Annotated in this window: 20 protein-coding genes and 1 riboswitch; of the genes, 8 read left to right on the top strand and 12 right to left on the bottom strand. The window is 72.7% G+C overall.

Annotated elements, in window-relative coordinates; translation table 11 throughout:
- The first annotated feature begins 173 nt into the window (after positions 1 to 173).
- Positions 174 to 2030, top strand: a complete 1857-nt coding sequence (locus NI25_RS32165) for an AAA family ATPase (protein WP_061445816.1) — start codon at positions 174 to 176, stop codon at positions 2028 to 2030.
- 151 nt (positions 2031 to 2181) lie between these two features.
- On the opposite strand, the gene NI25_RS32160 is transcribed toward NI25_RS32165, so the two are convergent.
- From NI25_RS32160 to NI25_RS32120, 9 genes are all read right to left on the bottom strand, one after another.
- Positions 2182 to 3225: a hemolysin family protein gene (locus NI25_RS32160; protein WP_061445815.1), complete on the bottom strand. Its 1044-nt coding sequence runs from the start codon at positions 3223 to 3225 to the stop codon at positions 2182 to 2184.
- Positions 3222 to 4553, bottom strand: a complete 1332-nt coding sequence (locus NI25_RS32155) for a hemolysin family protein (protein WP_061445814.1) — start codon at positions 4551 to 4553, stop codon at positions 3222 to 3224. Before NI25_RS32155 ends, NI25_RS32160 begins: the two co-directional genes overlap by 4 nt.
- A gap of 203 nt (positions 4554 to 4756) precedes the next feature.
- The gene (locus tag NI25_RS32150) at positions 4757 to 5227 is read right to left on the bottom strand and encodes a PH domain-containing protein (protein ID WP_061445813.1); all 471 of its coding nucleotides are present in this window, start codon (positions 5225 to 5227) and stop codon (positions 4757 to 4759) included.
- Positions 5228 to 5266: 39 nt separating this feature from the next.
- Complete coding sequence (hisG, locus tag NI25_RS32145; RefSeq protein WP_061445812.1) at positions 5267 to 6124, bottom strand: ATP phosphoribosyltransferase; 858 nt, start codon at positions 6122 to 6124, stop codon at positions 5267 to 5269.
- 48 nt (positions 6125 to 6172) lie between these two features.
- Positions 6173 to 6445: a phosphoribosyl-ATP diphosphatase gene (locus tag NI25_RS32140; protein WP_061445811.1), complete on the bottom strand. Its 273-nt coding sequence runs from the start codon at positions 6443 to 6445 to the stop codon at positions 6173 to 6175.
- 33 nt (positions 6446 to 6478) lie between these two features.
- Positions 6479 to 6964, bottom strand: a complete 486-nt coding sequence (gene ribH / locus NI25_RS32135; protein WP_052837924.1) for a 6,7-dimethyl-8-ribityllumazine synthase — start codon at positions 6962 to 6964, stop codon at positions 6479 to 6481.
- 21 nt (positions 6965 to 6985) lie between these two features.
- Positions 6986 to 8275: a bifunctional 3,4-dihydroxy-2-butanone-4-phosphate synthase/GTP cyclohydrolase II gene (locus NI25_RS32130; RefSeq protein WP_061445810.1), complete on the bottom strand. Its 1290-nt coding sequence runs from the start codon at positions 8273 to 8275 to the stop codon at positions 6986 to 6988.
- A complete protein-coding gene (locus tag NI25_RS32125) occupies positions 8272 to 8916 on the bottom strand; it encodes a nicotinamide mononucleotide transporter family protein (RefSeq protein WP_061445809.1) in 645 nt (214 codons plus the stop codon). Before NI25_RS32125 ends, NI25_RS32130 begins: the two co-directional genes overlap by 4 nt.
- Complete coding sequence (locus NI25_RS32120) at positions 8913 to 9515, bottom strand: riboflavin synthase (RefSeq protein ID WP_061445808.1); 603 nt, start codon at positions 9513 to 9515, stop codon at positions 8913 to 8915. The genes NI25_RS32125 and NI25_RS32120 overlap by 4 nt, the downstream gene beginning before the upstream one ends.
- A gap of 155 nt (positions 9516 to 9670) precedes the next feature.
- Positions 9671 to 9801, bottom strand: a riboswitch (FMN riboswitch).
- Positions 9802 to 10005: 204 nt separating this feature from the next.
- Between NI25_RS32120 and NI25_RS32115 the strand changes: the two genes are divergently transcribed.
- The 3 genes from NI25_RS32115 to NI25_RS32105 all read left to right on the top strand — a co-directional run bounded on the left by NI25_RS32115 (position 10006) and on the right by NI25_RS32105 (position 13734).
- Positions 10006 to 12375, top strand: coding sequence for a chitinase C-terminal domain-containing protein (locus tag NI25_RS32115; RefSeq protein WP_061445807.1), 2370 nt, complete (start codon positions 10006 to 10008; stop codon positions 12373 to 12375).
- Between the two features lie 163 nt (positions 12376 to 12538).
- Entirely contained in the window at positions 12539 to 13303 is a 765-nt protein-coding gene (locus NI25_RS32110; RefSeq protein WP_061445806.1) for an SDR family oxidoreductase, read from the top strand.
- The gene (locus tag NI25_RS32105; protein ID WP_228956095.1) at positions 13300 to 13734 is read left to right on the top strand and encodes a hypothetical protein; all 435 of its coding nucleotides are present in this window, start codon (positions 13300 to 13302) and stop codon (positions 13732 to 13734) included. Before NI25_RS32110 ends, NI25_RS32105 begins: the two co-directional genes overlap by 4 nt.
- A gap of 74 nt (positions 13735 to 13808) precedes the next feature.
- Here the strand turns inward: NI25_RS32105 and NI25_RS32100 are convergent, their stop codons facing one another.
- Positions 13809 to 15008: an ROK family transcriptional regulator gene (locus NI25_RS32100; RefSeq protein WP_061445805.1), complete on the bottom strand. Its 1200-nt coding sequence runs from the start codon at positions 15006 to 15008 to the stop codon at positions 13809 to 13811.
- A 132-nt stretch (positions 15009 to 15140) separates the two neighbouring features.
- Between NI25_RS32100 and NI25_RS32095 the strand changes: the two genes are divergently transcribed.
- Positions 15141 to 16352, top strand: coding sequence for an MFS transporter (locus NI25_RS32095; protein ID WP_061445804.1), 1212 nt, complete (start codon positions 15141 to 15143; stop codon positions 16350 to 16352).
- On the opposite strand, the gene NI25_RS32090 is transcribed toward NI25_RS32095, so the two are convergent.
- Entirely contained in the window at positions 16312 to 16779 is a 468-nt protein-coding gene (locus tag NI25_RS32090; RefSeq protein WP_061445803.1) for an acyl-CoA thioesterase, read from the bottom strand. The genes NI25_RS32095 and NI25_RS32090 overlap by 41 nt on opposite strands.
- A 177-nt stretch (positions 16780 to 16956) precedes the next feature.
- On the opposite strand from NI25_RS32090, the gene NI25_RS32085 reads away from it, so the two are divergent.
- A complete protein-coding gene (locus NI25_RS32085; RefSeq protein ID WP_061445802.1) occupies positions 16957 to 18381 on the top strand; it encodes a uracil-xanthine permease family protein in 1425 nt (474 codons plus the stop codon).
- Here the strand turns inward: NI25_RS32085 and NI25_RS32080 are convergent.
- Complete coding sequence (locus tag NI25_RS32080) at positions 18363 to 19496, bottom strand: glycoside hydrolase family 6 protein (protein ID WP_061445801.1); 1134 nt, start codon at positions 19494 to 19496, stop codon at positions 18363 to 18365. The two genes, NI25_RS32085 and NI25_RS32080, sit on opposite strands and share 19 nt — an antisense overlap.
- Positions 19497 to 19669: 173 nt before the next feature.
- Between NI25_RS32080 and NI25_RS32075 the strand changes: the two genes are divergently transcribed.
- Together NI25_RS32075 and NI25_RS32070 are read left to right on the top strand one after the other, a co-directional pair.
- Positions 19670 to 20365: a DUF5995 family protein gene (locus NI25_RS32075; protein WP_061445800.1), complete on the top strand. Its 696-nt coding sequence runs from the start codon at positions 19670 to 19672 to the stop codon at positions 20363 to 20365.
- Between the two features lie 127 nt (positions 20366 to 20492).
- Positions 20493 to 21425: an LLM class F420-dependent oxidoreductase gene (locus NI25_RS32070; RefSeq protein WP_061445799.1), complete on the top strand. Its 933-nt coding sequence runs from the start codon at positions 20493 to 20495 to the stop codon at positions 21423 to 21425.
- Positions 21426 to 21441 lie beyond the last annotated feature (16 nt).

The following is a 21441-nucleotide window of genomic DNA, read 5'->3' as shown; positions in this document are numbered from 1 at the left end:
CTCCCGCACCCTTCGGAGGAAAGACCGCCGCGGGTACGATGCCCTCGGTGCGAGCTACCGGAGATTGCCGCACGCACCTGCAACTCCGGTCCACGGCAAAGCCGTTGACCGAGGCGGCCGACGGGCGACGGCTCGGCGGCTTACCGACGGGGGCACGGTAGGTGGGGGACGTGATGGACTTCGGCACGCAGGGCCCACAGGCCCCGGCCGAACTCGCCTGGCTGCGCGGCGTGGACGCCTACACCATGGGGGCCTACCCGCAGGCGGAGGAGGAGTTCCGGACGGCGGTGCGGATCGATCCCACGATGGCCGACGGCTGGCTGGGACTGCACGCGTTGCGCGTCGACACCACGAACGCGCTCCTGCGAATGTTCCGCAACCGCGACCGCTTCGGCGAGCAGCGGGCCCGTCATCGCCGGATGCTCAACTCCTGGTACTGGCTGGGCTGGTGGGTGCAGCCGGTGCTGGAGAACCCGCGCGATCTGCTGCTGGCGCACGCCTCGCACTGGCTGGACGGCCGGCACGTCCCGGAGCTGGACCGGGCGCTGGCCGGGCTGCCGCCGGTGGACTCCGACCCCCAGGTCCGCTTCCTGCACGCCTGCCGTGCGTATCTCGTCAAGGACTGGGAACAGCTCGTCCGGCACACCGACCCGCTGCTCGGCGACCCGTTACTGGGCATCGAGGCCGGTCTGTTCAGCGGCATGGCCCGGGTCCGCCTGGAGATGTTCGGGCAGGCCGAGCCGCTGCTGTCGGCGGCCCTGATGCGGTGCCGCAGCGAGCAGCCGCAGCGCAAGGAGCTGCGCTACTGGCTGGCGCGGGCCCACGAGGGCACCGGGCGCAGCGCCGCCGCGCTCCCGCTGTACCGGGCGGTGCACCGCGTCGACCCCGCCTTCATGGACACCTCGGCCCGGCTGGCCGCGATCGCCGAGGGCGACGACTACGACGATCCGACCGACCTCGCGGGGCTCGCGCAGGCCGGTGCGGGAACGGACGGCCTGGACGGACTCGACCCCCTCTTCGGCACCGAGGAGCGCGGCGTGAAGCTCTCCGCCCCCGAGCCCCCGCTGTCCGCCCCGCTGCCGCCACTCGGCGGAGCGTCGGTCCGCGAGAGGGCGGGTGGGCCGGACCCGTCCCTGCCCACCGGACCCACCGATCCCGCACTGCTGGAGGAGGCGCTCGCGGAGCTGGAGCGAATGGTGGGCCTCGAACCGGTGAAACGGCAGGTCAAGGCGTTGTCCGCGCAGTTGAACATGGCACGGCTGCGGGCCGGGCAGGGCCTGCCCGTGCAGCCGCCCAAACGTCACTTCGTCTTCTCCGGCCCCTCCGGCACCGGGAAGACCACCGTGGCCCGCATCCTGGGCCGCGTCTTCTACGCTCTCGGACTGCTCGGCGGCGACCACCTCGTGGAGGCACAGCGGGCCGATCTGGTCGGCGAGTACCTGGGCCAGACCGCGGTGAAGGCCAACGAGCTGATCGACTCCGCGCTCGGCGGCGTGCTCTTCGTGGACGAGGCGTACTCGCTGTCCAACTCCGGGTACGGCAAGGGCGACGCGTACGGCGACGAGGCGCTGCAGGTGCTGCTGAAGCGGGCGGAGGACAACCGGGACCACCTGGTGGTGATCCTGGCCGGCTATCCGGAGGGCATGGACCGGTTGCTGGGTGCCAATCCCGGTCTGTCGTCACGCTTCACGACGCGAGTGGACTTTCCCTCGTACCGGCCGCTGGAACTGACCTCGATCGGGGAGGTGCTCGCGGCGGAGAACGGGGACGTGTGGGACGAGGAGGCCCTGGACGAGCTGCGGTCGATCGCCGGGCACGTGGTGGATCAGGGGTGGATCGACGAGTTGGGGAACGGGCGGTTCCTGCGGACGCTGTACGAGAAGAGCTGTGCGTACCGGGATCTGCGGTTGTCCGTGTGTCCGGGGGTGTTGAGCCGGGACGATCTGGCGACGTTGCGGCTGCCGGATCTGATGCAGGCGTACGGGGAAGTGTTGTCGGGGCGGGGCCCAGGGGGGCCGTCGGCCGTGTAGGAGCCGCGCCTCGGTGCGGGGGCGGGTGGGTGCGCGGCCCGGCGTGGCGGGGCGCCGCTGCGCCCACCCGTGCCGCCCTGGAGGCACCTCCCAGGCCTTCAGGCACCGGGTGGCGGAGGCACGACTGCCCGCAGCGGCGGCAACGGCGGTGCTACGTGGCCAGGGTTACCTCTCTGTCCCTGTGGGCCGGGTCTCTCACCTCGCCGACCAGGAGTTCCAGGACGTCCTCCAGGGCGACCAGGCCCAGGACCTTGCCCGACGCGTCCGTGACCTGGGCCAGGTGGGTGGCCGCTCGGCGCATCACCGTGAGGGCGTCGTCCAGGGGGAGTTCGGGCCGGAGCGTGGTCATCGGGCGCCACAGGTGCTGGGGAACCGCGCGGTCGGACTCCTCCAGGTCGAGTACGTCCTTGACGTGCAGATAGCCCATGAAGGCACCCTGTTCCGCCGCGATCGGGAAGCGCGAGTACCCGGTGCGGGCGGTGAGCCCGACGATCTCCCCCGGTGTGACCGAGGGGCTGACCGTGACCAGGGACTCACGCGGGAGGAGCACGTCGGTCACCGGGCGGGAGCCCAGTTCCAGGGCGTCCTCGAGGCGTTCCTGTTCCTCCGGGTCGAGGAGACCCGCCTGGCCGGCGTCCTCCACCAGGCGGTTGAGCTGCTCGCTGGTGAAGACGGCCTCGACCTCGTCCTTGGGCTCGACGCGGAAGAGCCGCAGGATGCCCTGCGCGCAGGCGCCGAGCGCCACGGTGATGGGCCTGCACAGCCGGGCGAACGCCACGAGGCCGGGGCTGAGCCACAGCGCGGCCTTCTCGGGGGCGGCCATGGCGAGGTTCTTCGGGACCATCTCGCCGATGACCAGGTGGCAGAAGACCACGGCGGCCAGCGCGATGACGTAGCCGAGCGGGTGGATCATGCCGTGCGGCAGGTGGACCCACTCGAAGACCGGCTCCAGCAGGTGGGCGACGGTCGGCTCGGCGACCGCGCCGAGGGTCAGCGAGCAGACGGTGATGCCGAACTGGGCGGCGGCCATCATCTGCGGCAGCCGCTCCAGGCCGTACAGCACCTGCCGGGCGCGGGCGGTGCCGAGCGGTTCGATCTGGCTGCGGCGCACGGAGACGAGCGCGAACTCGGCGCCGACGAAGAAGCCGTTGGCGAGCACGAGCAGGGCGGCGAAGAGGAGTTGCAGGATGCTCATCGGGCGGCCTCCAGGACGGAGACCGGCGCGGTGCGCACCAGGCGTATCCGTTCGGCGCGGTAGTGGCCGACCTGGCGCACCGAGAGCCGCCAGCCGGGCAGCTCGGCGCGGTCGCCGACGGCCGGGATGCGGCCGAGCAGGTCGGCGACGAGTCCGGCCACGGTCTCGTACGGTCCCTCGGGGGCGTCCAGGCCGACGCGGCGCAGGGCGTCCACGCGGCAGCTGCCGTCGACGTCCCAGGCGGGCCGGCCGTCCTCGGGCGGGGCGGGGGCCAGTTCGGGCACGTCGAGGCCGTCGTGCTCGTCGCGGACCTCGCCGACGATCTCCTCGACGATGTCCTCCAGGGTGACGACGCCGGCGGTGCCGCCGTACTCGTCGACGACGACCGCGATGGGCTGCTCGCTGCGCAGCCGGGTGAGCAGCGGTCGTACGGGCAGGGTCTCGGGGACCAGCAGCGCCGGGCGGGCGATCCGGCCGGCCGGAGTGCGCAACCGGTCGTGCACGGGTACCGCGAGGGCGTCCTTGAGGTGGACCATGCCGACGATTTCGTCGATCTTCTCCCGGTAGACCGGGAAGCGGGACAGACCGGTGGCGCGGGTCAGGTTGACCACGTCCTCGGCGGTGGCCGAGGAGTGCAGGGCGCTGACCTTCACGCGGGGGGTCATGACGTGCTGGGCCGTCAGTTCGCCGAGGGAGAGGGTACGTACGAAGAGGTCGGCGGTGTCCTGCTCCAGGGCGCCTGCCCGGGCGGAGTGCCGGGCCAGGGAGACCAGTTCGCCGGGGGTGCGGGCGGAGGCAAGTTCCTCCGCGGGCTCGATGCCCAGCGTGCGGACCAGGCGGTTGGCCACGGTGTTGAGCGCGGAGATCACCGGGTGGAAGAGGCGGGCGAAGGCGTGCTGGGGCCCGGCGACGAAGCGCGCGACCTGCAGCGGCTTGGACACCGCCCAGTTCTTGGGCACCAGCTCGCCGATGACCATCTGGACCGCCGAGGCCAGCAGCATGCCGACGACGACCGACACACCGGACACGGCGCCGTCGGGGACGCCGATCGCCGTGAAGGGGCCGTCGAGCAGCTGGGCGAGCGCCGGTTCGGCGAGCATGCCGACGACGAGGGAGGTGATGGTGATCCCGAGCTGGGTGCCGGAGAGCTGGAAGGACAGCTCCTTCAGGGACTCGACGACCCGGTGGGCGCGCCGGTCACCGGCCGCGGCGGCCTGTTCGGCGTCGGGACGTTCTACGGTCACCAGGCCGAACTCGGCCGCGACGAAGAAGCCGTTGGCGAGAATCAGCAGGAACGCGGCTGCCAGGAGCAGCAGGGGGGTGGTCATGAGGCCGCCGCCTGTGGGGTGTCACAACAGGGGGCGACGCAGGTACTGCAGGACGGTCCGTCCATCGCCGGAGGGAGTCACTCCTCGGGTAGCAGGAACCCCGCGCACCGGGCGGAGCGACGGGGGCGAGGACGCGACGCCCGCGTCCTCGTTCCCAGATTAATCACGAAAAGGGTGCCCGCGGCAGGGTCGGCGGCGCCGCGTCAGTCACGCGGGGCCTCGGGAAGGGCACCGGAACGGGCCTCCACGAGGTCGCGCAGGGCGCGTGCGTCGGCGAGGGCGCGCTGCCTGGCGATGCCCGGCTGGATGCCGAGCGCGGGCAGGCTGGTGCCGTCGCTGAGGTCGAGGAAGACCCAGGGGTCGCCCTGGCGGAGGTTGACCCGGAGGATCTCGGGCCAGGCGAGGTTGCGCCTGGCGGTCAGGTTGACGACGGTGACGCCCGTCTCGTCGGCGACGACCCGGGGCCGGGCCAGCAGGAGCAGCACGCCCGCCAGGAGGAGGGCGGTCAGCACGAAGCTGAGGCGCTCGCCGGGGCCGAGGCCGGCCAGTAGCATCCCGAGCGTCGTGACGGTCACGAAGGTGACGGCCGCGAGGACGATCAGGACGGCACGGGTGCGGCCCGGGCGGAAGGTGACGGGCAGGGCCGGCAGGTGGTCCGGCGTGGTGTCGGGCATGGCATGTCTCCGGGTCGTGCTCCGAGACGGGGAGGGGGATCAGAGCCGGCAGGCGTGGATGGCCGTGGTCAGGATGGCCCGGGCACCGATCTCGTAGAGGTCGTCCATGATCCGCTGGGCCTCCCCGGTGGGGACCATCGCACGGACGGCGACCCAGCCCTCGTTGTGCAGCGGGGACACCGTCGGGGACTCCAGACCGGGGGTGAGGGCGACGGCCTTCTCCAGCTGCTCCACCCGGCAGTCGTAGTCCATCATCACGTACGTCCGGGCCACCAGGACGCCCTGGAGGCGGCGCAGGAACTGCTGGACCTTGGGCTCGGTGGTCTCGTCGGGCTCGGCGCCCGAGCGGCGGACGACGACGGCCTCGGACTTCATGATGGGCTCGCCGAAGACCTCAAGGCCCGCGTTGCGCAGGGAGGTGCCGGTCTCGACGACGTCCGCGATGACCTCGGCGACGCCGAGCTCGATGGCGGTCTCGACGGCACCGTCCAGGTGGACGACGGAGGCGTCGATGCCCCGGTCGGCCAGGTGGGCGGCGACGATGCCCTCGTAGGAGGTGGCGACGGTGCGGCCCTTGAGGTCGTCGATGCCGGTGGCGGTGCCGGGCTTGCCGGCGAAGCGGAAGGTGGAGCGGGCGAAGCCGAGCGGGAGGATCTCCTCGGCGTGGGCGCCGGAGTCGACCAGGAGGTCGCGGCCCGTGATGCCGATGTCGAGCTTGCCGGAGGAGACGTAGATCGCGATGTCGCGGGGGCGGAGGTAGAAGAACTCGACCTCGTTGACCGGGTCGACGATCCTCAGTTCCTTGGACTCGCGGCGCTGCTGGTAGCCGGCCTCATGCAGCATCTCCCCCGCGGGGCCTGACAGGGAACCCTTGTTGGGGACGGCGATGCGCAGCATGAGGTCGGCTTCCTTTGCGTGAAGGGGAATGAGAAGGCGTGCTGGGGCTTACAGGTGGGCGTAGACGTCGTCCAGGGTGATGCCGCGGGCGACCATCATGACCTGGACGTGGTACAGCAGCTGCGAGATCTCCTCGGCGGCGGCGTCCTTGCCCTCGTGCTCGGCGGCCATCCAGACCTCCGCGGCCTCCTCGACGACCTTCTTGCCGATGGCGTGGACGCCCTTGTCGACCAGTTCGGCGGTGCGGGAGGTGGCGGGGTCGCCGTGGGCTGCCTTGTGCTGGAGCTCGGTGAACAGCTCCTCGAACGTCTTCTTGGACATGATGGCCCCCACTTTACGCGTGCCCCGGCGGGCCTAGCGCCACGGTTCGGATACTGAGCGGAGCGTGGCCGCCGTGGCGACGGCCGCGGTCACCGCCTCGTGCCCCTTGTCCTCGCTGGAGCCCTCGATGCCGGCCCGGTCCAGGGCCTGCTCCTCCGTGTCGCAGGTGAGGACGCCGAAGCCGACGGGGACGCCGGTCTCGACGGAGACCTGGACCAGGCCCTGGGTCACGCCCTGGCACACGTAGTCGAAGTGGGGGGTGCCGCCCCGGATGACGACGCCGAGGGCGACGATCGCGTCGTAGCCGCGGCCCGCGAGGACCTTGGCGACCACCGGGAGCTCGAAGCTGCCGGGGACCCTGAGCAGGGTCGGCTCGTCGATCCCCAGCTCGCGCAGGGCGCGCAGGGCGCCGTCCACCAGTCCGTCCATCACCTTGTCGTGCCACTGCGACGCGATCACGGCGACCCTGAGGTCCCCGACGTTGCGTACGGACAGTTCCGGTGCACCCTTGCCGCTCACGTGTCTCCTCGTCTCGCTTGCTTACTGGTTGCCGCAGGTGGACACGGGGGTCGTGTCCAGCCAGGGCAGGTCGTGTCCCATCCGGTCCCGCTTGGTGCGCAGGTAGCGGAGGTTGTGCTCGCCCGCCTGGACGGGCATCGGTTCGCGGCCGGTGACCGTGACGCCGTGCCGTTCGAGGGCGTCGCTCTTGTCCGGGTTGTTGGTCATGAGGCGGACCGCGCGCACGCCGAGGTCGGCGAGGATCCGGGCCCCGGCGCCGTAGTCGCGGGCGTCGGCGGGCAGGCCGAGTTCCAGGTTGGCGTCGAGGGTGTCGCGGCCGCGCTCCTGGAGTTCGTAGGCGCGCAGCTTGGACATCAGGCCGATGCCGCGTCCCTCGTGACCGCGCAGGTAGACGACCACTCCCCTGCCCTCGGCCTGGATGCGGTCCAGGGAGGCGTCGAGCTGGGGGCCGCAGTCGCAGCGCTGGGATCCGAAGACGTCGCCGGTGAGGCACTCGGAGTGGAGGCGGACCAGGACGTCCTTCCCGTCGCCGATCTCGCCGTGCACGAGGGCGATGTGCTCGACGCCGTCGACGGTGGAGCGGTAGCCGTACGCCGTGAACTCGCCGTGCTTCGTGGGCAGCCGGACCTCGGCCTCGCGGCGGACCGTGGGTTCCTCGCTGCGCCGGTAGGCGATCAGGTCCTCGATGGAGATGATCGTCAGGCCGTGCTTGCGGGCGAAGGGGATCAGCTCGGGCAGCCGCAGCATGCGCCCGTCCTCTCCGGCGATCTCCACGATGGCGCCGGCCGGGCGCAGGCCCGCGAGGCGGGCGAGGTCGACGGCGGCCTCGGTGTGGCCGTTGCGGACGAGGACACCGCCGGGCCGGGCGCGCAGCGGGAAGACGTGACCGGGGCGGACCAGATCGGTCGGCTCGGCGGTGCCGCCGGCCAGGAGCCGGAGGGTGGTGGCGCGGTCGGCGGCGGAGATGCCGGTGCTGACGCCGTGGGCGGCGGTGGCGTCCACGGAGACGGTGAAGGCGGTCTTCATCGACTCGGTGTTGTCGGCGACCATCTGCGGCAAGCGCAGCCGGTCCAGTTCCTCGCCCTCCATCGGCGCGCAGATCAGGCCGCGGCACTCGCTCATCATGAAGGCGACGATCTCCTCGGTCGCCTTCTCGGCGGCGATGACGAGGTCGCCCTCGTTCTCGCGGTTCTCGTCGTCGACGACCACCACGGGCCGGCCGGCGGCGATGTCCGCGACCGCCCGCTCGACCGGGTCGAGGGAGAGGTCGTCGATGCCGTCCGGGCTGTAGAGGATGGGTGCCGTGCTCATGCGGGCGCTCCTTCCGGGAGGGGGCGGGCCGCGTTGCGCGAGCGCAGCCACCAGTCGCGCAGGCCCCACAGGACGAGCGCGCCGTAGAGGACGTAGACGAAGCCGGAGAAGGCGAAGCCGTTGGCGAAGTTCAGCGGGACGCCGACGAGGTCGACCAGCAGCCAGGCGAACCAGAACTCGACCATGCCGCGCGCCTGGGCGTACATGGCGACGACGGTGCCGACGAAGATGTACGCGTCCGGCCAGGGGTCCCAGGACAGGGTGGGGTAGGCGGTGAACAGGGCGCCCACCGCGAGGGTGCCGACGGCGGCCGCGGCGACGAGGGCGCCGCGTTCGCGCCAGGTGGCGAACCGTACGGCGACGGAGCCGTCCTGGGTCTGCCGCCGGCCGCGGTTCCACTGCCAGAAGCCCCAGGCGGCGACGACCATGACGACGATCTGCTTGCCGGCGCTGCCGGAGAGGTGGGCGGTGGCGAAGGCCGCGAAGAGGACGAGCCCGGAGACGAACTGCACGGGCCAGGTCCAGATCGAGCGTCGCCAGCCGAGGGCGAGGCCGAGCAGACCGATCACGTTGCCGATCATGTCCGACCACTTGATGTGCTGGTCGAAGAGCGTGAACGCCTCGGAGTTGAGCCAGTTCACCGGGTGCCCCCCTGGGTGCCGAGCAGCCGCTCGACGTACTTGGCGATGACGTCGACCTCGAGGTTGACCGGGTCGCCGGGCTGCTTGATGCCGAGCGTGGTCAGCGCGAGGGTGGTCGGGATGAGGCTCACGGTGAAGAAGTCGGGTCCCGCGTCGACGACGGTGAGGCTGATGCCGTCGACGGTGATGGAGCCCTTCTCCACGACGTAGCGGGCGAGGTCGGCGGGCAGGGAGATCTTGACGATCTCCCAGTGCTCGGAGGGCTTGCGCTCCAGGATCTCGCCGGTGCCGTCGACGTGGCCCTGCACGATGTGACCGCCGAGCCGGGCGCCGACGGCGGTGGGGCGCTCCAGGTTGACGCGGGAGCCGACGGCGAGGACGCCGAGGCTGGAGCGGTTCAGCGTCTCGGCCATCACGTCGGCGGTGAACTCGTCGCCCTCGTGGTCGACGACGGTGAGGCAGACGCCGTTGACGGCGATGGAGTCGCCGTGGCGGGCTCCTTCGGTGACCGCGGGGCCGCGCAGGCGGAAGCGACAGGCGTCGTCGAGGGTCTCGACGGCGGTGATCTCGCCCAGCTCTTCGACGATTCCGGTGAACACTTCCCGGGTCCTCCTGCCTCTTCGGGCACGGACTCCGGGGCTGTCGACGAACGACAGAAGGGACGGGCGGGAACACCGGGAGCGACGACGCCGGACGGGGCCCGCCCGTGACGGACGTGCCCCAGAGATCGGCGGCGCGCACGTGTGCTCGCCCGCCGCGCACTGCCTCCCATCCGGACTTTAACCGTCGGTCCAGGAATTTCACCTGGTCAACCGGTCGCTGGAGGCGACCGGGTCGCGGACTGTAACCGCCGGTTCGGACTTTCACCGACCCCGGAGTGCGCTGCTTCTGGTACAGGGCCAGTGTGCCACGCCTGATCCGCCTTCATGCGAACGGAGTGTGTGGAGTGGCTCACAGGGTGGTCATCGCCGGTCTGGGATGGCGCCAACTGGGCGGCCGCGCCGTCGCCTTGAGATTGGTCCATACCTATTGACTCACTGGTCTAGTCCTCTCTACTGTCTGCGCAACTTCCGTGGAGAGGAACCGACTGTGCCTTCCCCCTCACGCTCCAGATCCCGCCACAGAGCCGGGCCGGCCCTGTTCGCGGCGGCGGCCGCCGTCGCCGGCCTGCTGCTCGCCGGCCTCCCGGCGACCGCCTCCCAGGCCGCCGGCCAGGAGTCCTGCCGCCCCGACGGCCTGTACCAAACGCCCGGTGCCGACGTCCCCTACTGCTCGGTCTACGACTCCGCGGGCCGGGAGAAGATGGGCGCCGACCACCCGCGCCGGGTGATCGGCTACTTCACCGGCTGGCGCACGGGCAAGGACGGCAAGCCGGCCTACCTCGCCTCGGACATCCCGTGGGACAAGATCACCCACATCAACTACGCCTTCGCCCACGTCGACGGCGGCAACAGGCTCTCCGTCGGCTCGGACGGCGAGAAGAACGCGGCCACCGGCATGACCTGGCCCGGGGTCGCGGGCGCCGAGATGGACCCGGACCTGCCCTACAAGGGCCACTTCAACCTGCTCAACAAGTTCAAGAAGCAGCACCCGGACGTCAAGACGATGATCTCGGTGGGCGGCTGGGCCGAGACGGGCGGCTACTTCGCCGACGACGGCTCGCGTGTGGACTCCGGCGGCTTCTACTCGATGGCCACCAACGCCGACGGCTCGGTCAACCAGGCCGGCATCGACACCTTCGCCGACTCGGCGGTCGACTTCGTCCGGAAGTACGGCTTCAACGGCGTCGACATCGACTACGAGTACCCGACGACGATGAAGGACGCGGGCAACCCGCTCGACTGGTCCTTCGCGAACGGCCGCCGGGCCGGGCTGGTCAAGGGCTACGCGGCGCTGATGAAGACGCTGCGCGAGAAGCTCGACCGCGCGGGCGCCGCGGACGGCCGGCACTATCTGCTGTCCGTGGCCGCGCCGTCCTCGGGGTACCTGCTGCGCGGCATGGAGACCTTCCAGGTCCAGAAGTACCTGGACTACGTCAACATCATGTCGTACGACCTGCACGGCGCCTGGAACGAGTACGTCGGCCCGAACGCCTCGCTCTTCGACGACGGCAAGGACGCCGAACTGGCCGCTGCGGGCGTCTACGGCAGCGCCCAGTACGGCGGCATCGGCTACCTCAACACCGACTGGGCCTACCACTACTTCCGGGGCTCGATGCCGGCCGGCCGCATCAACATCGGGCTGCCGTACTACACCCGCGGCCACAAGAACGTCCAGGGCGGCACCGACGGCCTGTGGGGCAAGGCCGCCGCGTCCGCCTGCCCGGCGGGCTCCGGCCTGACCAAGTGCGGGGACGGCGCCGTCGGCATCGACAACCTCTGGCACGACCTCGACACCAACGGCAAGGAGTCCCCGGCGGGCTCCAACCCGATGTGGCACGCCAAGAACCTGGAGAAGGGCATCGTCGGCGACTACGTCACCGACTACGGCTTCCCGGCGGACACGAAGCTGACGGGCACCTACGCCCGCAAGTACGACGCGACGCTGGTCGCGCCCTGGCTGTGGAACGCCGAGAAGAAGGTCTTCCTGTCCACCGAGGACGAGCAGTCGGTCGGGGCCAAGGCCGACTACGTGGCGGACCGCGGCATCGGCGGCGCGATGATCTGGGAGCTGGCCGGCGACTACGGCTGGAACGCCGCCAAGGGCCAGTACGAGATGGGCGACACCCTCACCTCGCTGATGTACGACACGTTCAAGTCGGCCGCTCCGTACGGCGCGAAGAAGTCGAACGCGGACCTGCCGGCGGAAGCCGTGAACGTGGACGTGGAGTTCACGGACTTCAAGCTGGGCGACTCCAACTACCCGATCACGCCCAAGCTGCGGATCACGAACCGCACCAAGACCGCGCTGCCGGGCGGCACGGAGTTCCAGTTCGACTACGGGACCTCGGCCCCGGGGAACGCCTCCGACCAGTCCGGTTTCGGGACCAAGGTCATCAGCAGCGACCACACGGGCGGCAACGCCGGCGGTCTGAAGGGTGACTTCCACCGAGTGTCGACGAAGCTGCCGGCGTGGCAGTCGCTCGCGCCGGGCGCGACCGTCGACCTGGCGTTCAACTACTACCTGCCCGTGTCGACCCCGTCGAACTGGACGGTGACGATCGACGGCACGACGTACGCCCTGGCCGGCGACCTCGCCCGGGGCACGACGGTGGTGGACCCGGGCACGCAGTCGCCGACGCCCACACCCACCGACACCCAGTCCCCGACCCCCGGCCCCAGCCCGACGGACGGCACCGGGCAGTGCGCGGCCCCGGCCTGGGACGCGGCCGCGTCGTACGGCGGTGGCACCACCGTGTCGCACCACGGGCACACGTGGAAGTCCAAGTGGTGGACGAAGGGCGAGGAGCCCGGAACCACCGGTGAATGGGGTGTCTGGCAGGACCTCGGCGCCTGCTGACCCCCACCCGAAACGGACCCGGCGGCGGTGACGAAGGCCCTTGCCCGCCGCCGGGTCCCCCCAACGCGCCCTGCCGGGCATGGGCGGGGTGCGTTGCCCTTCGGGCTGCGCCACGGTGTGATGGGCGAACGACACGCCCACGTCCGGCAGGGGGCTACATCGCATGACCACGATCCTGGTGACCGGCGGCACCGGCACGCTCGGCCGGCTCGTGACGCAACGGCTGCGTGCCGACGGGCACGACGTGCGGGTGCTCAGCCGGCACAGCGAGCCGTACGCCGTCGACCTCCGCGAGGGCGGCGACGGCCTGGAGACGGCACTCGCCGGGGTCGACACGGTCGTGCACTGTGCGACCACGCAGCGCGGCGGGGACGAGCGGTCGGCCGCGAACCTGGTCGCGGCGGCGCGGCGGGCCGGGGTGACCCACCTGGTCTTCATCTCGATCGTCGGCGTCGACCGGGTGCCGCTCGGCTACTACCGGACCAAGCTCGCGGTCGAGAAGCTGGTGGAGGAGTCGGGCCTCGGGTGGACGGTGCTGCGGGCGACCCAGTTCCACGACCTGGTGGTGCGGGTGCTCGGGGCCCTGGCCGGGCTGCCGGTCGTGGTGCTGCCCGCCCATGCCTCCGACCAGCCGGTGGAAGCGGCGGAGGTCGCGGACCGGCTCGCGGAACTGGCCCGGGGCGGACCCGCGGGCCGGGTGGCGGACATGGGAGGCCCCGAGGTGCGCACCGTCGAGTCGCTGGCCCGCGCCTACCTGGGCGCGACGGGACGCCGGCGGGCCGTGGTGAACGTGCCGCTGGCGGGGAAGACTTACCACGCCTTCCGCGCGGGCGGGCATCTCGCGCCCGGGCACGCGGTCGGCAGGCGCACGTTCGAGGAGTATCTGACGGGGCGGTTCGGCGGCGGGGAGGGCGGGCGGCGCGGATGAGCAGACGGGCGTGGCTGCGGGCGGGGCTGGGAGTGCTCGCGGGCAGCCAGGTGCTGCTGGGGCTGTGGGTCCTGCTGCTGCCGGAGCTGTTCTGGAAGTGGCCCTGGGTGTCGCACCTGCCGCCCTACAACGAGCACCTGCTCCGGGACTTCGGCGGCGCGTCCCTCGCGCTCGCCGTGGTGCTGTGCGCGGCGGCGGCGACGATGGAACGCCGCCTGGTGCTCACGGCGCTGACCGCCTACCTGGTCTCCTCCGTCGCCCACCTCCTGTTCCACGCCTCGCACCTGGGGCCCCTGTCGGCGGCGAGCGCCGCGGGCTTCATGAGCCTGCTGGGCGCGGCGGTCCTGCTCCCGGCGGCCCTGGTGTGGTCGGCGGCGGACGGCACGGCGTTCCGGGAGCCGGACCCGGCGGGGCGGCAGTCGGCGCCCTGAGGACACCGGTGCGCCACCGGCGCAACGGCGGCGCACCCCGGGCGCACCACCGCGTCCGCCCGAAGCGCCGCGGGTTACCGCTCCGGTGGGGCGAAGAGGTCGTCCTGGGCCCGGTCGCGGGCGGTCAGCAGGGCGCCGCGCAGGACCGCGCCGCCGCCCAGGGTGCTGGGCCGTACCTCCGTGGCCAGCGGCGACATCCGGGCGAGGCGGTGCTGGACCCGGTCGGCGAGGGCGTCGGCGCCGGCCCGGCCGATCTCGCCGGCGAGGACCAGGCAGCCGGGGTCGAGGACGGAGACGACGGCGGCGGCACCCAGGACGACGCGGTCGGCGAGGGCGTCGAGGAACCGTTCGGCGGCCGGATCGGCGCCGGAGGCCGAACGGCGTACCGCCTCCCTGACCAGGGCGGCGGCGTCCGGCTCGGGCCCGGTGGGCGGTGCCGTCAGCCCGTGCTCCGCCGCCAGAACGGTCACCGCCGCCGCCCCCGCCACGGAGTGGAAGCCGCCGTCGCAGTCGGTGGCGGACGGCAGGCCCGCGGTGCCCGGCACCGGCATGAAGCCGATCTCGCCCGCTCCCCCGGAGACACCCCGGCGCAGGGTGCCGTCGAGGACGACGGCGGCGCCGATGCCGAGGCCCAGCCACAGCAGGACGAAGGTGTCGCGGTCCCGGGCCGCGCCGTCGCGCTGTTCGGCCAGGGCGGCGAGGTTGGTCTCGTTCTCGACGCCGACCCGGGCCTCGGGGAACTTCTCCTGGAGCGCGGCCATCAGCCGGCGGTGCCACTCGGGCAGCCCGGAGGAGTCGCGCAGTTCGCCGCCGACGGGGTCGATCAGGCCGGGCGCGCCGATGCCGACGGTGTGCAGCCGGTCGGCGCCGGCCTCCTTCACCGCGCGCTCGACCAGGCTCACCGCCTGCTCCACCGCGGGACCGGTGCCGGAGTGGTCGTCGATGGGCACGGAGCCCTCGGCGAGGACCCGGCCGAGCAGGTCGGAGACGAGCACGGCGACGCCCTCGGTGCGCACGTCGAGGGCGGCGAGGTACGCGCGCTCGGCGACGATGCCGTACAGCTTGGCGTTGGGCCCGCGGCGCTGCTCGCCGGACTCCCCGGCCACCTCGATCAGTCCGGACGCGGTGAGGCGTTCGACGAGGTCGGCGACGGTGGGCCGGGACAGGCCGGTCAGCCTCTTCAACTGGCCTGCCGTCAACGGGCCCTCCTGCTGGAGCAGATGGAGGGCGAGCCGGTCGTTGATGGCCCGGGCGGTGCTCGGGGATGCGGGCATGCCGGGATCCTTCCAGATCGGTGGCGCGGAGGCTCACGCCGGTAATGCACTATCTATCAGGCAGGCTCCCTGATAGTTTACGCCGCGCGCTGCCACACGCTGCCGCGCACCGAGGACACGGAGGGGTGGACCATGAGCACAGGGACCTACGGGCGAGGCGAGGTGAAGCGCGCCCGGTACGCGGTGGCGGCCGTGTTCGCCGTGCACGGCTCCGTCACCGGCTCCTTCGCGACCCGCGTGCCGTGGATCCAGGACCACGCCGACGTGAGCGCGGGCCAGTTGGGGCTGGCGCTCGCCTTCCCCGCGCTCGGCGCCTCCCTCGCCATGCCGCTGGCCGGCCGGGTCACGCACCGTTTCGGTGCCCGGACCGCCCTGCGCTTCCTGCTGGCGCTGTGGACGCTGGCGCTGGTGCTGCCCTCCCTCGCCCCGAACCTGGTCGCGCTGTGCCTCGCCCTGTTCGTCTACGGGGCCGCGGCGGGCATGTCGGACGTGGCGATGAACGCGCTCGGCGTCGAGATCGAGAACCGCCTCGACAAGTCGATCATGTCCGGGCTGCACGGCATGTGGAGCGCGGGCGCGCTGATCGGATCGGCGGCCGGCACGCTCGCCGCCCACCTGGGCACGGACGCCCGCACGCATCACGTCCTCGCCGCCGCCGTGCTGACCGTGACGGGCCTGGTCGCCTGCGCGTGGGTGCTGGACCTGCAGCCCGCCGAGGACGAGGACCCGCCGCCCCGGTTCGCGCTCCCCCCGAGGTCGGCGCTGCTGATCGGCGCGGTGGGCTTCTGCGCGGTCTTCGCCGAGGGCGCGAGCCTGGACTGGTCGGCGGTCTACCTGCGGGACGAGCTGGAGACCTCGGCCGGTCTCGCGGCGGCGTGCACGACGGGCTTCACACTGACCATGGCGCTGAGCCGGCTCGTCGGCGACAAGGTGGTGGACAGGTTCGGCGCGGTGCGCACGGTCCGGGTGAGCGGGGTGCTGGCCACCCTCGGCGGGCTGCTGGTCGTGGTCGGAGGCCATCCGGCGGTGGCGATGACCGGCTTCGCACTGATGGGGCTCGGCATCGCCGTGGTCGTCCCGCTCTGCTTCGCCGCGGCCGGCCGCGCCGGCTCCAACCCCAGCCTGGCCATCGCGGGCGTCGCCACCATCACGTACACCTCGGGCCTGGTGGCGCCGAGCGCGATCGGCGGTCTGGCCCAGGCGACCAGCCTGGTGGTGTCCTTCGGCCTGGTGACCGTGCTGGCCTGCTGCCTCGTGGTGTTCGCACGGGTGCTGCGGGCCGGGGACCGGAACCGGCCGACGATCAGTCCGTCGGCCGCAGAAGTGCCCGGCCGGCGGTCCTGAACGCCTCGCTCCACGGCGCCGGACGCAGCGTCCGGGAGTCCAGCCGCACCAGCACCCGGGCGCCGCGGGCGTAGGTGGCGGCGCCGTCCGCCGAGCAGAACCGGAAGCCGTAGGTCAGCCCGGTGGTGCCGAGCCGGTCCAGCCACAGGTGGACGGCGTACGTGCCCGGCCGGGTGACCGGCGCCTCGTAGCCGATCGTCAGTTCCCTGACCGCGTTGCAGGCGTCGCCGGCCGCGTCCCAGTCGCCCTCGAACCGGACGCCGTGCCCGGCCCACAGCTCGGTCCAGGCCCGCTCGACCAGCACGGGGTAGCGGGCGTTGTGCAGCAGCCCGAGGGCGTCCAGGTCGTCGAAGTGGACGGTGACGGGGACGAGCCGGCCGTACGGCAGGGCGGACGGGACGGGGGCGGCGGGCGCTTCGGCGGTCACGGGGGGCTCCTGGGTGGTGCGTGGTGGTACGCGCGGCGTCGTCGTACGGGGGACCGGGACCATCCTAAGCGGACGCTCAGGACGCCCCTCGGGGAAGGGTGCAGGTCAACCGCACGACCGGGCACCCCCGACAATGGTCCGGACAGTCCTCACGTACAGAGAAAGCGAAACCTCACCATGGACCTCGGCGTGCGCTGGAAGCTGCACGGGGACGGGAAGGTACCCGCCCCCGGAGCGGTGGTCCGCCCCGACGAACGGCTCTCGTGGCCCCGCACGGCCGGGCTCGGCGCCCAGCACGTGGTGGCCATGTTCGGGGCGTCCTTCGTGGCTCCGGTCCTGATGGGCCTCGACCCCAACCTCGCGATCATGATGTCGGGCGTGGCAACCGTCATCTTCCTGCTCGCCACCCGCGGCCGGGTGCCCAGCTACCTCGGCTGCTCGCTCTCCTTCGTCGGCGTCGCCGCGGTGATCCGGGCGCAGGGCGGCACCAGCGCCACGGTGACCGGCGCGGTCCTGGTGGTCGGCCTCGCGCTGTTCCTGGTGGGGCTCGCCGTGCAGCGGTTCGGGGCGCGGATCATCCACGCCGCGATGCCGCCGGTCGTCACCGGCGCGGTGGTGATGCTGATCGGCTTCAACCTGGCCCCGGTCACCGCCTCCACCTACTGGCCGCAGGACCAGTGGACGGCGCTGCTGGTGATGCTGTTCACCGGCCTGGCCGTGGTGTGCCTGCGCGGCTTCTGGTCCCGGATCGCGATCTTCCTGGGGCTGGTCTTCGGGTACGTCCTGTCCTGGGCGCTCGACCGGATCTTCGGGAAGATCCACTCGGTGGACGGCAGCGGCAAGCTCACCGACCACTGGCGCCTCGACTTCTCCGCCGTGGGCCGGGCCGACTGGATCGGGCTGCCGTCGTTCCACGGGCCGAGCTTCGAGTGGTCGGCGATCCTGGTCGCCCTCCCCGTCGTCATCGCCCTGATCGCGGAGAACGCCGGGCACGTCAAGGCGGTCGGCGAGATGACCGGCGACAACCTGGACGACAAGCTGGGCACGGCGATCTCGGCCGACGGCATCGGCTCGGTGCTCTCCACCGCGGTCGGGGGCCCGCCCAACACCACGTACTCCGAGAACATCGGCGTGATGGCGGCGACCCGCGTCTACTCGACCGCCGCCTACTGGGCCGCGGCGGGCTTCGCCCTGCTCTTCGGCCTCTGCCCGAAGTTCGGCGCGGTCGTGGCGGCGATCCCGGGCGGCGTGCTCGGCGGCATCACCGTCATCCTGTACGGCATGATCGGGCTGCTCGGCGCGCAGATCTGGATCAACGCCAAGGTGGATCTGCGCAACCCGCTGAACCTGGTGCCGGCCGCCGCGGGCATCATCATCGGCGTCGGCAACGTCAGCATGGAGTTCACCGACACGTTCTCCCTCAGCGGCATCGCGCTCGGCACCCTGGTCGTCATCACCGGCTACCACGCGCTGCGCGCCTTCGCCCCGGCCCACCTCAAGACGCAGCAGCCGCTGCTGGACGAGGGCACGTCGTCCTACGACGCGAAGACCGGTTCCGGCGGCGACGGCGACGACGGCGGGGCTCAGCGCGCCAGGTCGTAGGCGTAGGAGGGGGTGAACGTGCCCGGCTCGCCCTTGCAGCCGTCGGACTCGCCGGGCAGCTTGACCCACAGGTAGGCGTCGACGCGTCCCATGCCGGTGCTCAGGGTCGGTGCGCGGCCGATCCTGCGGCCGGCCGGGTCGCACCACTCGCCGTCGGGCGGGGCGCCGTTGCCGTTGCGGCTGGTGTCGATGACGGCGCCGAGGCTCGCCGGACCGCCGAGGGCGTCGAGGACGGCGCGGTCGTAGGCGATCTCGTCGGCGGTGGCGTGGAAGTTGGAGACGTTGCTGAAGACCCCGTCGGAGGAGTCGGCCGAGGCGGCACCGGCCTGCCTGAGCCGGCCGGCCTGCTCGGCGGGCGCGTGCCAGCCGGAGTGGCCGGCGTCGTAGTAGACCCGGGCACGGGGGTTGGCGTCCTTCATCACCCGCCCCGCCCGGGCCAGGGAGGCGAAGCGGTCGGCGCGCTCACCGGCGGACAGGCACGCGGACTGGGCCACGGAGTCGGGTTCCAGCACGACGATCACCTCGCCGGAGCCGAGCCCGGCGGCGAAGCGGTCGATCCAGGCGTCGTAGGCGTCGAGGTCGGGCGCGCCGCCCTCGGAGTGGCCGCCGCAGTCGCGGTCGGGGATCGCGTAGGGCACGAGGACCGGAACCCGTCCCTGGGCGGCGCCCGCGGCGGTCACGGCGCGGACCCGGGAGGTGATGGTGGCCGGGGTGTGGTCGGCGAACCAGACGGCGGCCGGACGGTCGGCGATCCGGGCGGCGATCACGTCGTGGCGCGGATCGCCGGGGTGCGCCCGGACCCAGTCGAGGACCTGCGAGTCGGGGTGCCGGTAGAGGCGCGCGGCGGTGGCCGTGGGCCGCGGCCTCTGCTCGGCGGGGCTCGCGGACGTCCTTCTCGGCGGCACGGAGGGACTCGCCTTCGGCTCCGTCGGCGAGGCGGAGGGCGACGGCGGGGGTGCCGGGGGCGGGGTGCCGGGCGGCGCGTCCCACCGCGGCGACGTCGTCTCCCGCGGCCGCGCCGCGGCCGCGTCATGCCCGCCGCCGTCGTCGCCGAGCGCGGTCAGCATGCCGGTGGCGGTACCGACCGCCACCACGACGGACGCCACCGCGACCATCGCGCCGCGGCCCGCGGCACGCCTGCGCCCGGCCCTGCGGACGGTCTGCCGCCGGGCACGAAGGCCTGACACGTACGGTCCCCCTCCCCCGCGCGACGGGCGCGTTCCCCCGTTCTGGGGAAGCGTCGGGCCCGCCGGCACCGCCGTCAGCCTAAAGCTGCGACGCTGCCGCCATGGCGCACTGCGAGCAAGTCCCGACGGCTGCCCCGACCGTGGACGACGTGCTGTCCCGGATGCGCGCCCTCGACGCGGCGCTGCCGGCCGGGGACGGTCTCGCGGTCTTCAACCGCGTCTACCTCGCCGTCACGGAGGCCGTGGACCGGCACATCGACGGCGGCCGGTTCGCGGACCCCGGAGCCGCGACCGCGCTGGACGTGCGGTTCGCGGAGCGCTATCTGGCCGCCGTGGACGCGGCGGCGGAGGACCGCCGTCCGCCCGCCTGCTGGCGCCCCCTGTTCCAGTTCCGCCGCCATCCCGGGGTACGGCCGCTGCAGTTCGCGCTGGCGGGCATCAACGCGCACATCGGCCACGATCTCGCGCTGGCCGTGGTGGACACCTGTCGTACGCTCGGCTGCGAACCCGCCGACCTGGAGGACGAGTTCGACCGCGTGGGTGACCTCCTCGTCTCGCTGGAGGAACGCGTCCGCGACGAGCTGATGCCGGGTCCCGACCTGCTCCAGATCGCCGACCCGCTGACCCATCTGCTGGGCTCCTGGAGCCTGGAGCGCGCCCGCGAGGCCGCCTGGGCGGCGGCCCGCGCGCTGTGGGCGCTGCGCCGGCTGCCGGACGTCGCCGGGGAGTTCACCGAAGGGCTGGACGCCGCCGTGGGCTTCGCGGGCCGCATGCTGCTCACCCCGCTGCGGGACTGATCCGGCCGGTTCCGGTATGTGCGCCTCCGGAACTCCCCCGCGATCGTTGTACGTTGAAACCGGTGGCCGTGCGCACCGTGCGGTCCACGGCCGGCATCGCACCCCCGAATGCGAAGGAGCACCCGGCATGACGACCCGGCTCGGACTCGGCCTCCCGCAGATGCGGCAGTACGACATCGGCAAGGACGTCCCCGACGTGGCGCGCGCGGCGGAGGAGATGGGCTTCGAGAGCCTGTGGGTGTTCGAGCGCGCCCTGTTCCCCGAGCCCGCGACCCAGGGGCTGTACGGCGTCGAGGGGCTGCCCTGGCCGGACACGTACCGGAGTGTGGCGGAGCCGCTGGTCACCCTCGCCCTGGCCGCCGCGGCCACCGAACGGGCGCTGCTGGGCACGAGCGTGCTGGTCGCCCCGCTGCACGTCCCCTTCCAGCTGGCCAAGGCGCTGGCCTCGCTGGACGCGGCGAGCGGCGGCCGGGTGCTGGCGGGCTTCGGCACCGGCTGGTCCCACGACGAGTACGCGGCCGCCTCCGTGCGGCCGTTCGCCGAACGCGGTGCGGCCCTGGACGAGCTGATCGGGGTGTGCCGCGCGGTGTGGGGCCCGGACCCGGTGGTGTACGACGGCGAGGTCACGAAGATCGCGTCCGCCGTGGTCGGTCCCAAACCGGCCCGGCCGATCCCGATCCTGCTGGCGGCGGGCGGCAGCGGCCGGGCCCGGCGCCGCCTGGTCGACCACGCCGACGGGTGGCTGCCGACCGGCATCGGCGCCGAGACCGTCGCCGCGCAGCTGCGGGAGCTGCGGGACCTGGCCGCCGAGCGGGGTCGCACACGGCCGATCCGGACGGTGCTGCGGGTCAACACCCGCTACAGCGCGACGAACCACGAGGGCTCCGACCGGCGCCCCTTCCAGGGCGGCGTCGACCAGATCGTCGAGGACCTGGCCGCGCACGCCGAGATCGGCCTGGACGAGATCCTCATCGACGTGCAGAGCACCGCGCGCGACGCCGAGGAGCTCAAGGACGTCGCCGCCCGGATCTACGAGAAGGCCCGGGCGGCCGGAATCTGAGGCCGGGGGGAAAGAC

The sequence above is a fragment of the Streptomyces sp. CCM_MD2014 genome (genome assembly GCF_000772045.1).
In the GTDB taxonomy this organism is placed as follows: Bacteria; Actinomycetota; Actinomycetes; order Streptomycetales; family Streptomycetaceae; genus Streptomyces; species Streptomyces salinarius.
The sequence above is the reverse complement of the archived record's forward strand: the minus strand, read 5'-3'. Positions and strand labels throughout refer to the sequence as shown.

Bases quoted from the DNA above. Each gene is read 5' to 3' on its own strand.
- NI25_RS32095 (WP_061445804.1), top strand. From the start codon at position 15,141: ATGAGCACAGGGACCTACGGGCGAGGCGAGGTGAAGCGCGCCCGGTAC.
- NI25_RS32165 (WP_061445816.1), top strand. From the start codon at position 174: ATGGACTTCGGCACGCAGGGCCCACAGGCCCCGGCCGAACTCGCCTGG.
- NI25_RS32070 (WP_061445799.1), top strand. From the start codon at position 20,493: ATGACGACCCGGCTCGGACTCGGCCTCCCGCAGATGCGGCAGTACGAC.
- NI25_RS32085 (WP_061445802.1), top strand. From the start codon at position 16,957: ATGGACCTCGGCGTGCGCTGGAAGCTGCACGGGGACGGGAAGGTACCC.
- NI25_RS32155 (WP_061445814.1), bottom strand. From the start codon at position 4,553: ATGACCACCCCCCTGCTGCTCCTGGCAGCCGCGTTCCTGCTGATTCTC.
- NI25_RS32140 (WP_061445811.1), bottom strand. From the start codon at position 6,445: ATGTCCAAGAAGACGTTCGAGGAGCTGTTCACCGAGCTCCAGCACAAG.
- NI25_RS32160 (WP_061445815.1), bottom strand. From the start codon at position 3,225: ATGAGCATCCTGCAACTCCTCTTCGCCGCCCTGCTCGTGCTCGCCAAC.
- NI25_RS32130 (WP_061445810.1), bottom strand. From the start codon at position 8,275: ATGAGCACGGCACCCATCCTCTACAGCCCGGACGGCATCGACGACCTC.
- NI25_RS32110 (WP_061445806.1), top strand. From the start codon at position 12,539: ATGACCACGATCCTGGTGACCGGCGGCACCGGCACGCTCGGCCGGCTC.
- NI25_RS32075 (WP_061445800.1), top strand. From the start codon at position 19,670: ATGGCGCACTGCGAGCAAGTCCCGACGGCTGCCCCGACCGTGGACGAC.
- NI25_RS32100 (WP_061445805.1), bottom strand. From the start codon at position 15,008: ATGCCCGCATCCCCGAGCACCGCCCGGGCCATCAACGACCGGCTCGCC.
- NI25_RS32080 (WP_061445801.1), bottom strand. From the start codon at position 19,496: ATGGTCGCGGTGGCGTCCGTCGTGGTGGCGGTCGGTACCGCCACCGGC.
- hisG (WP_061445812.1), bottom strand. From the start codon at position 6,124: ATGCTGCGCATCGCCGTCCCCAACAAGGGTTCCCTGTCAGGCCCCGCG.
- NI25_RS32150 (WP_061445813.1), bottom strand. From the start codon at position 5,227: ATGCCCGACACCACGCCGGACCACCTGCCGGCCCTGCCCGTCACCTTC.
- NI25_RS32105 (WP_228956095.1), top strand. From the start codon at position 13,300: ATGAGCAGACGGGCGTGGCTGCGGGCGGGGCTGGGAGTGCTCGCGGGC.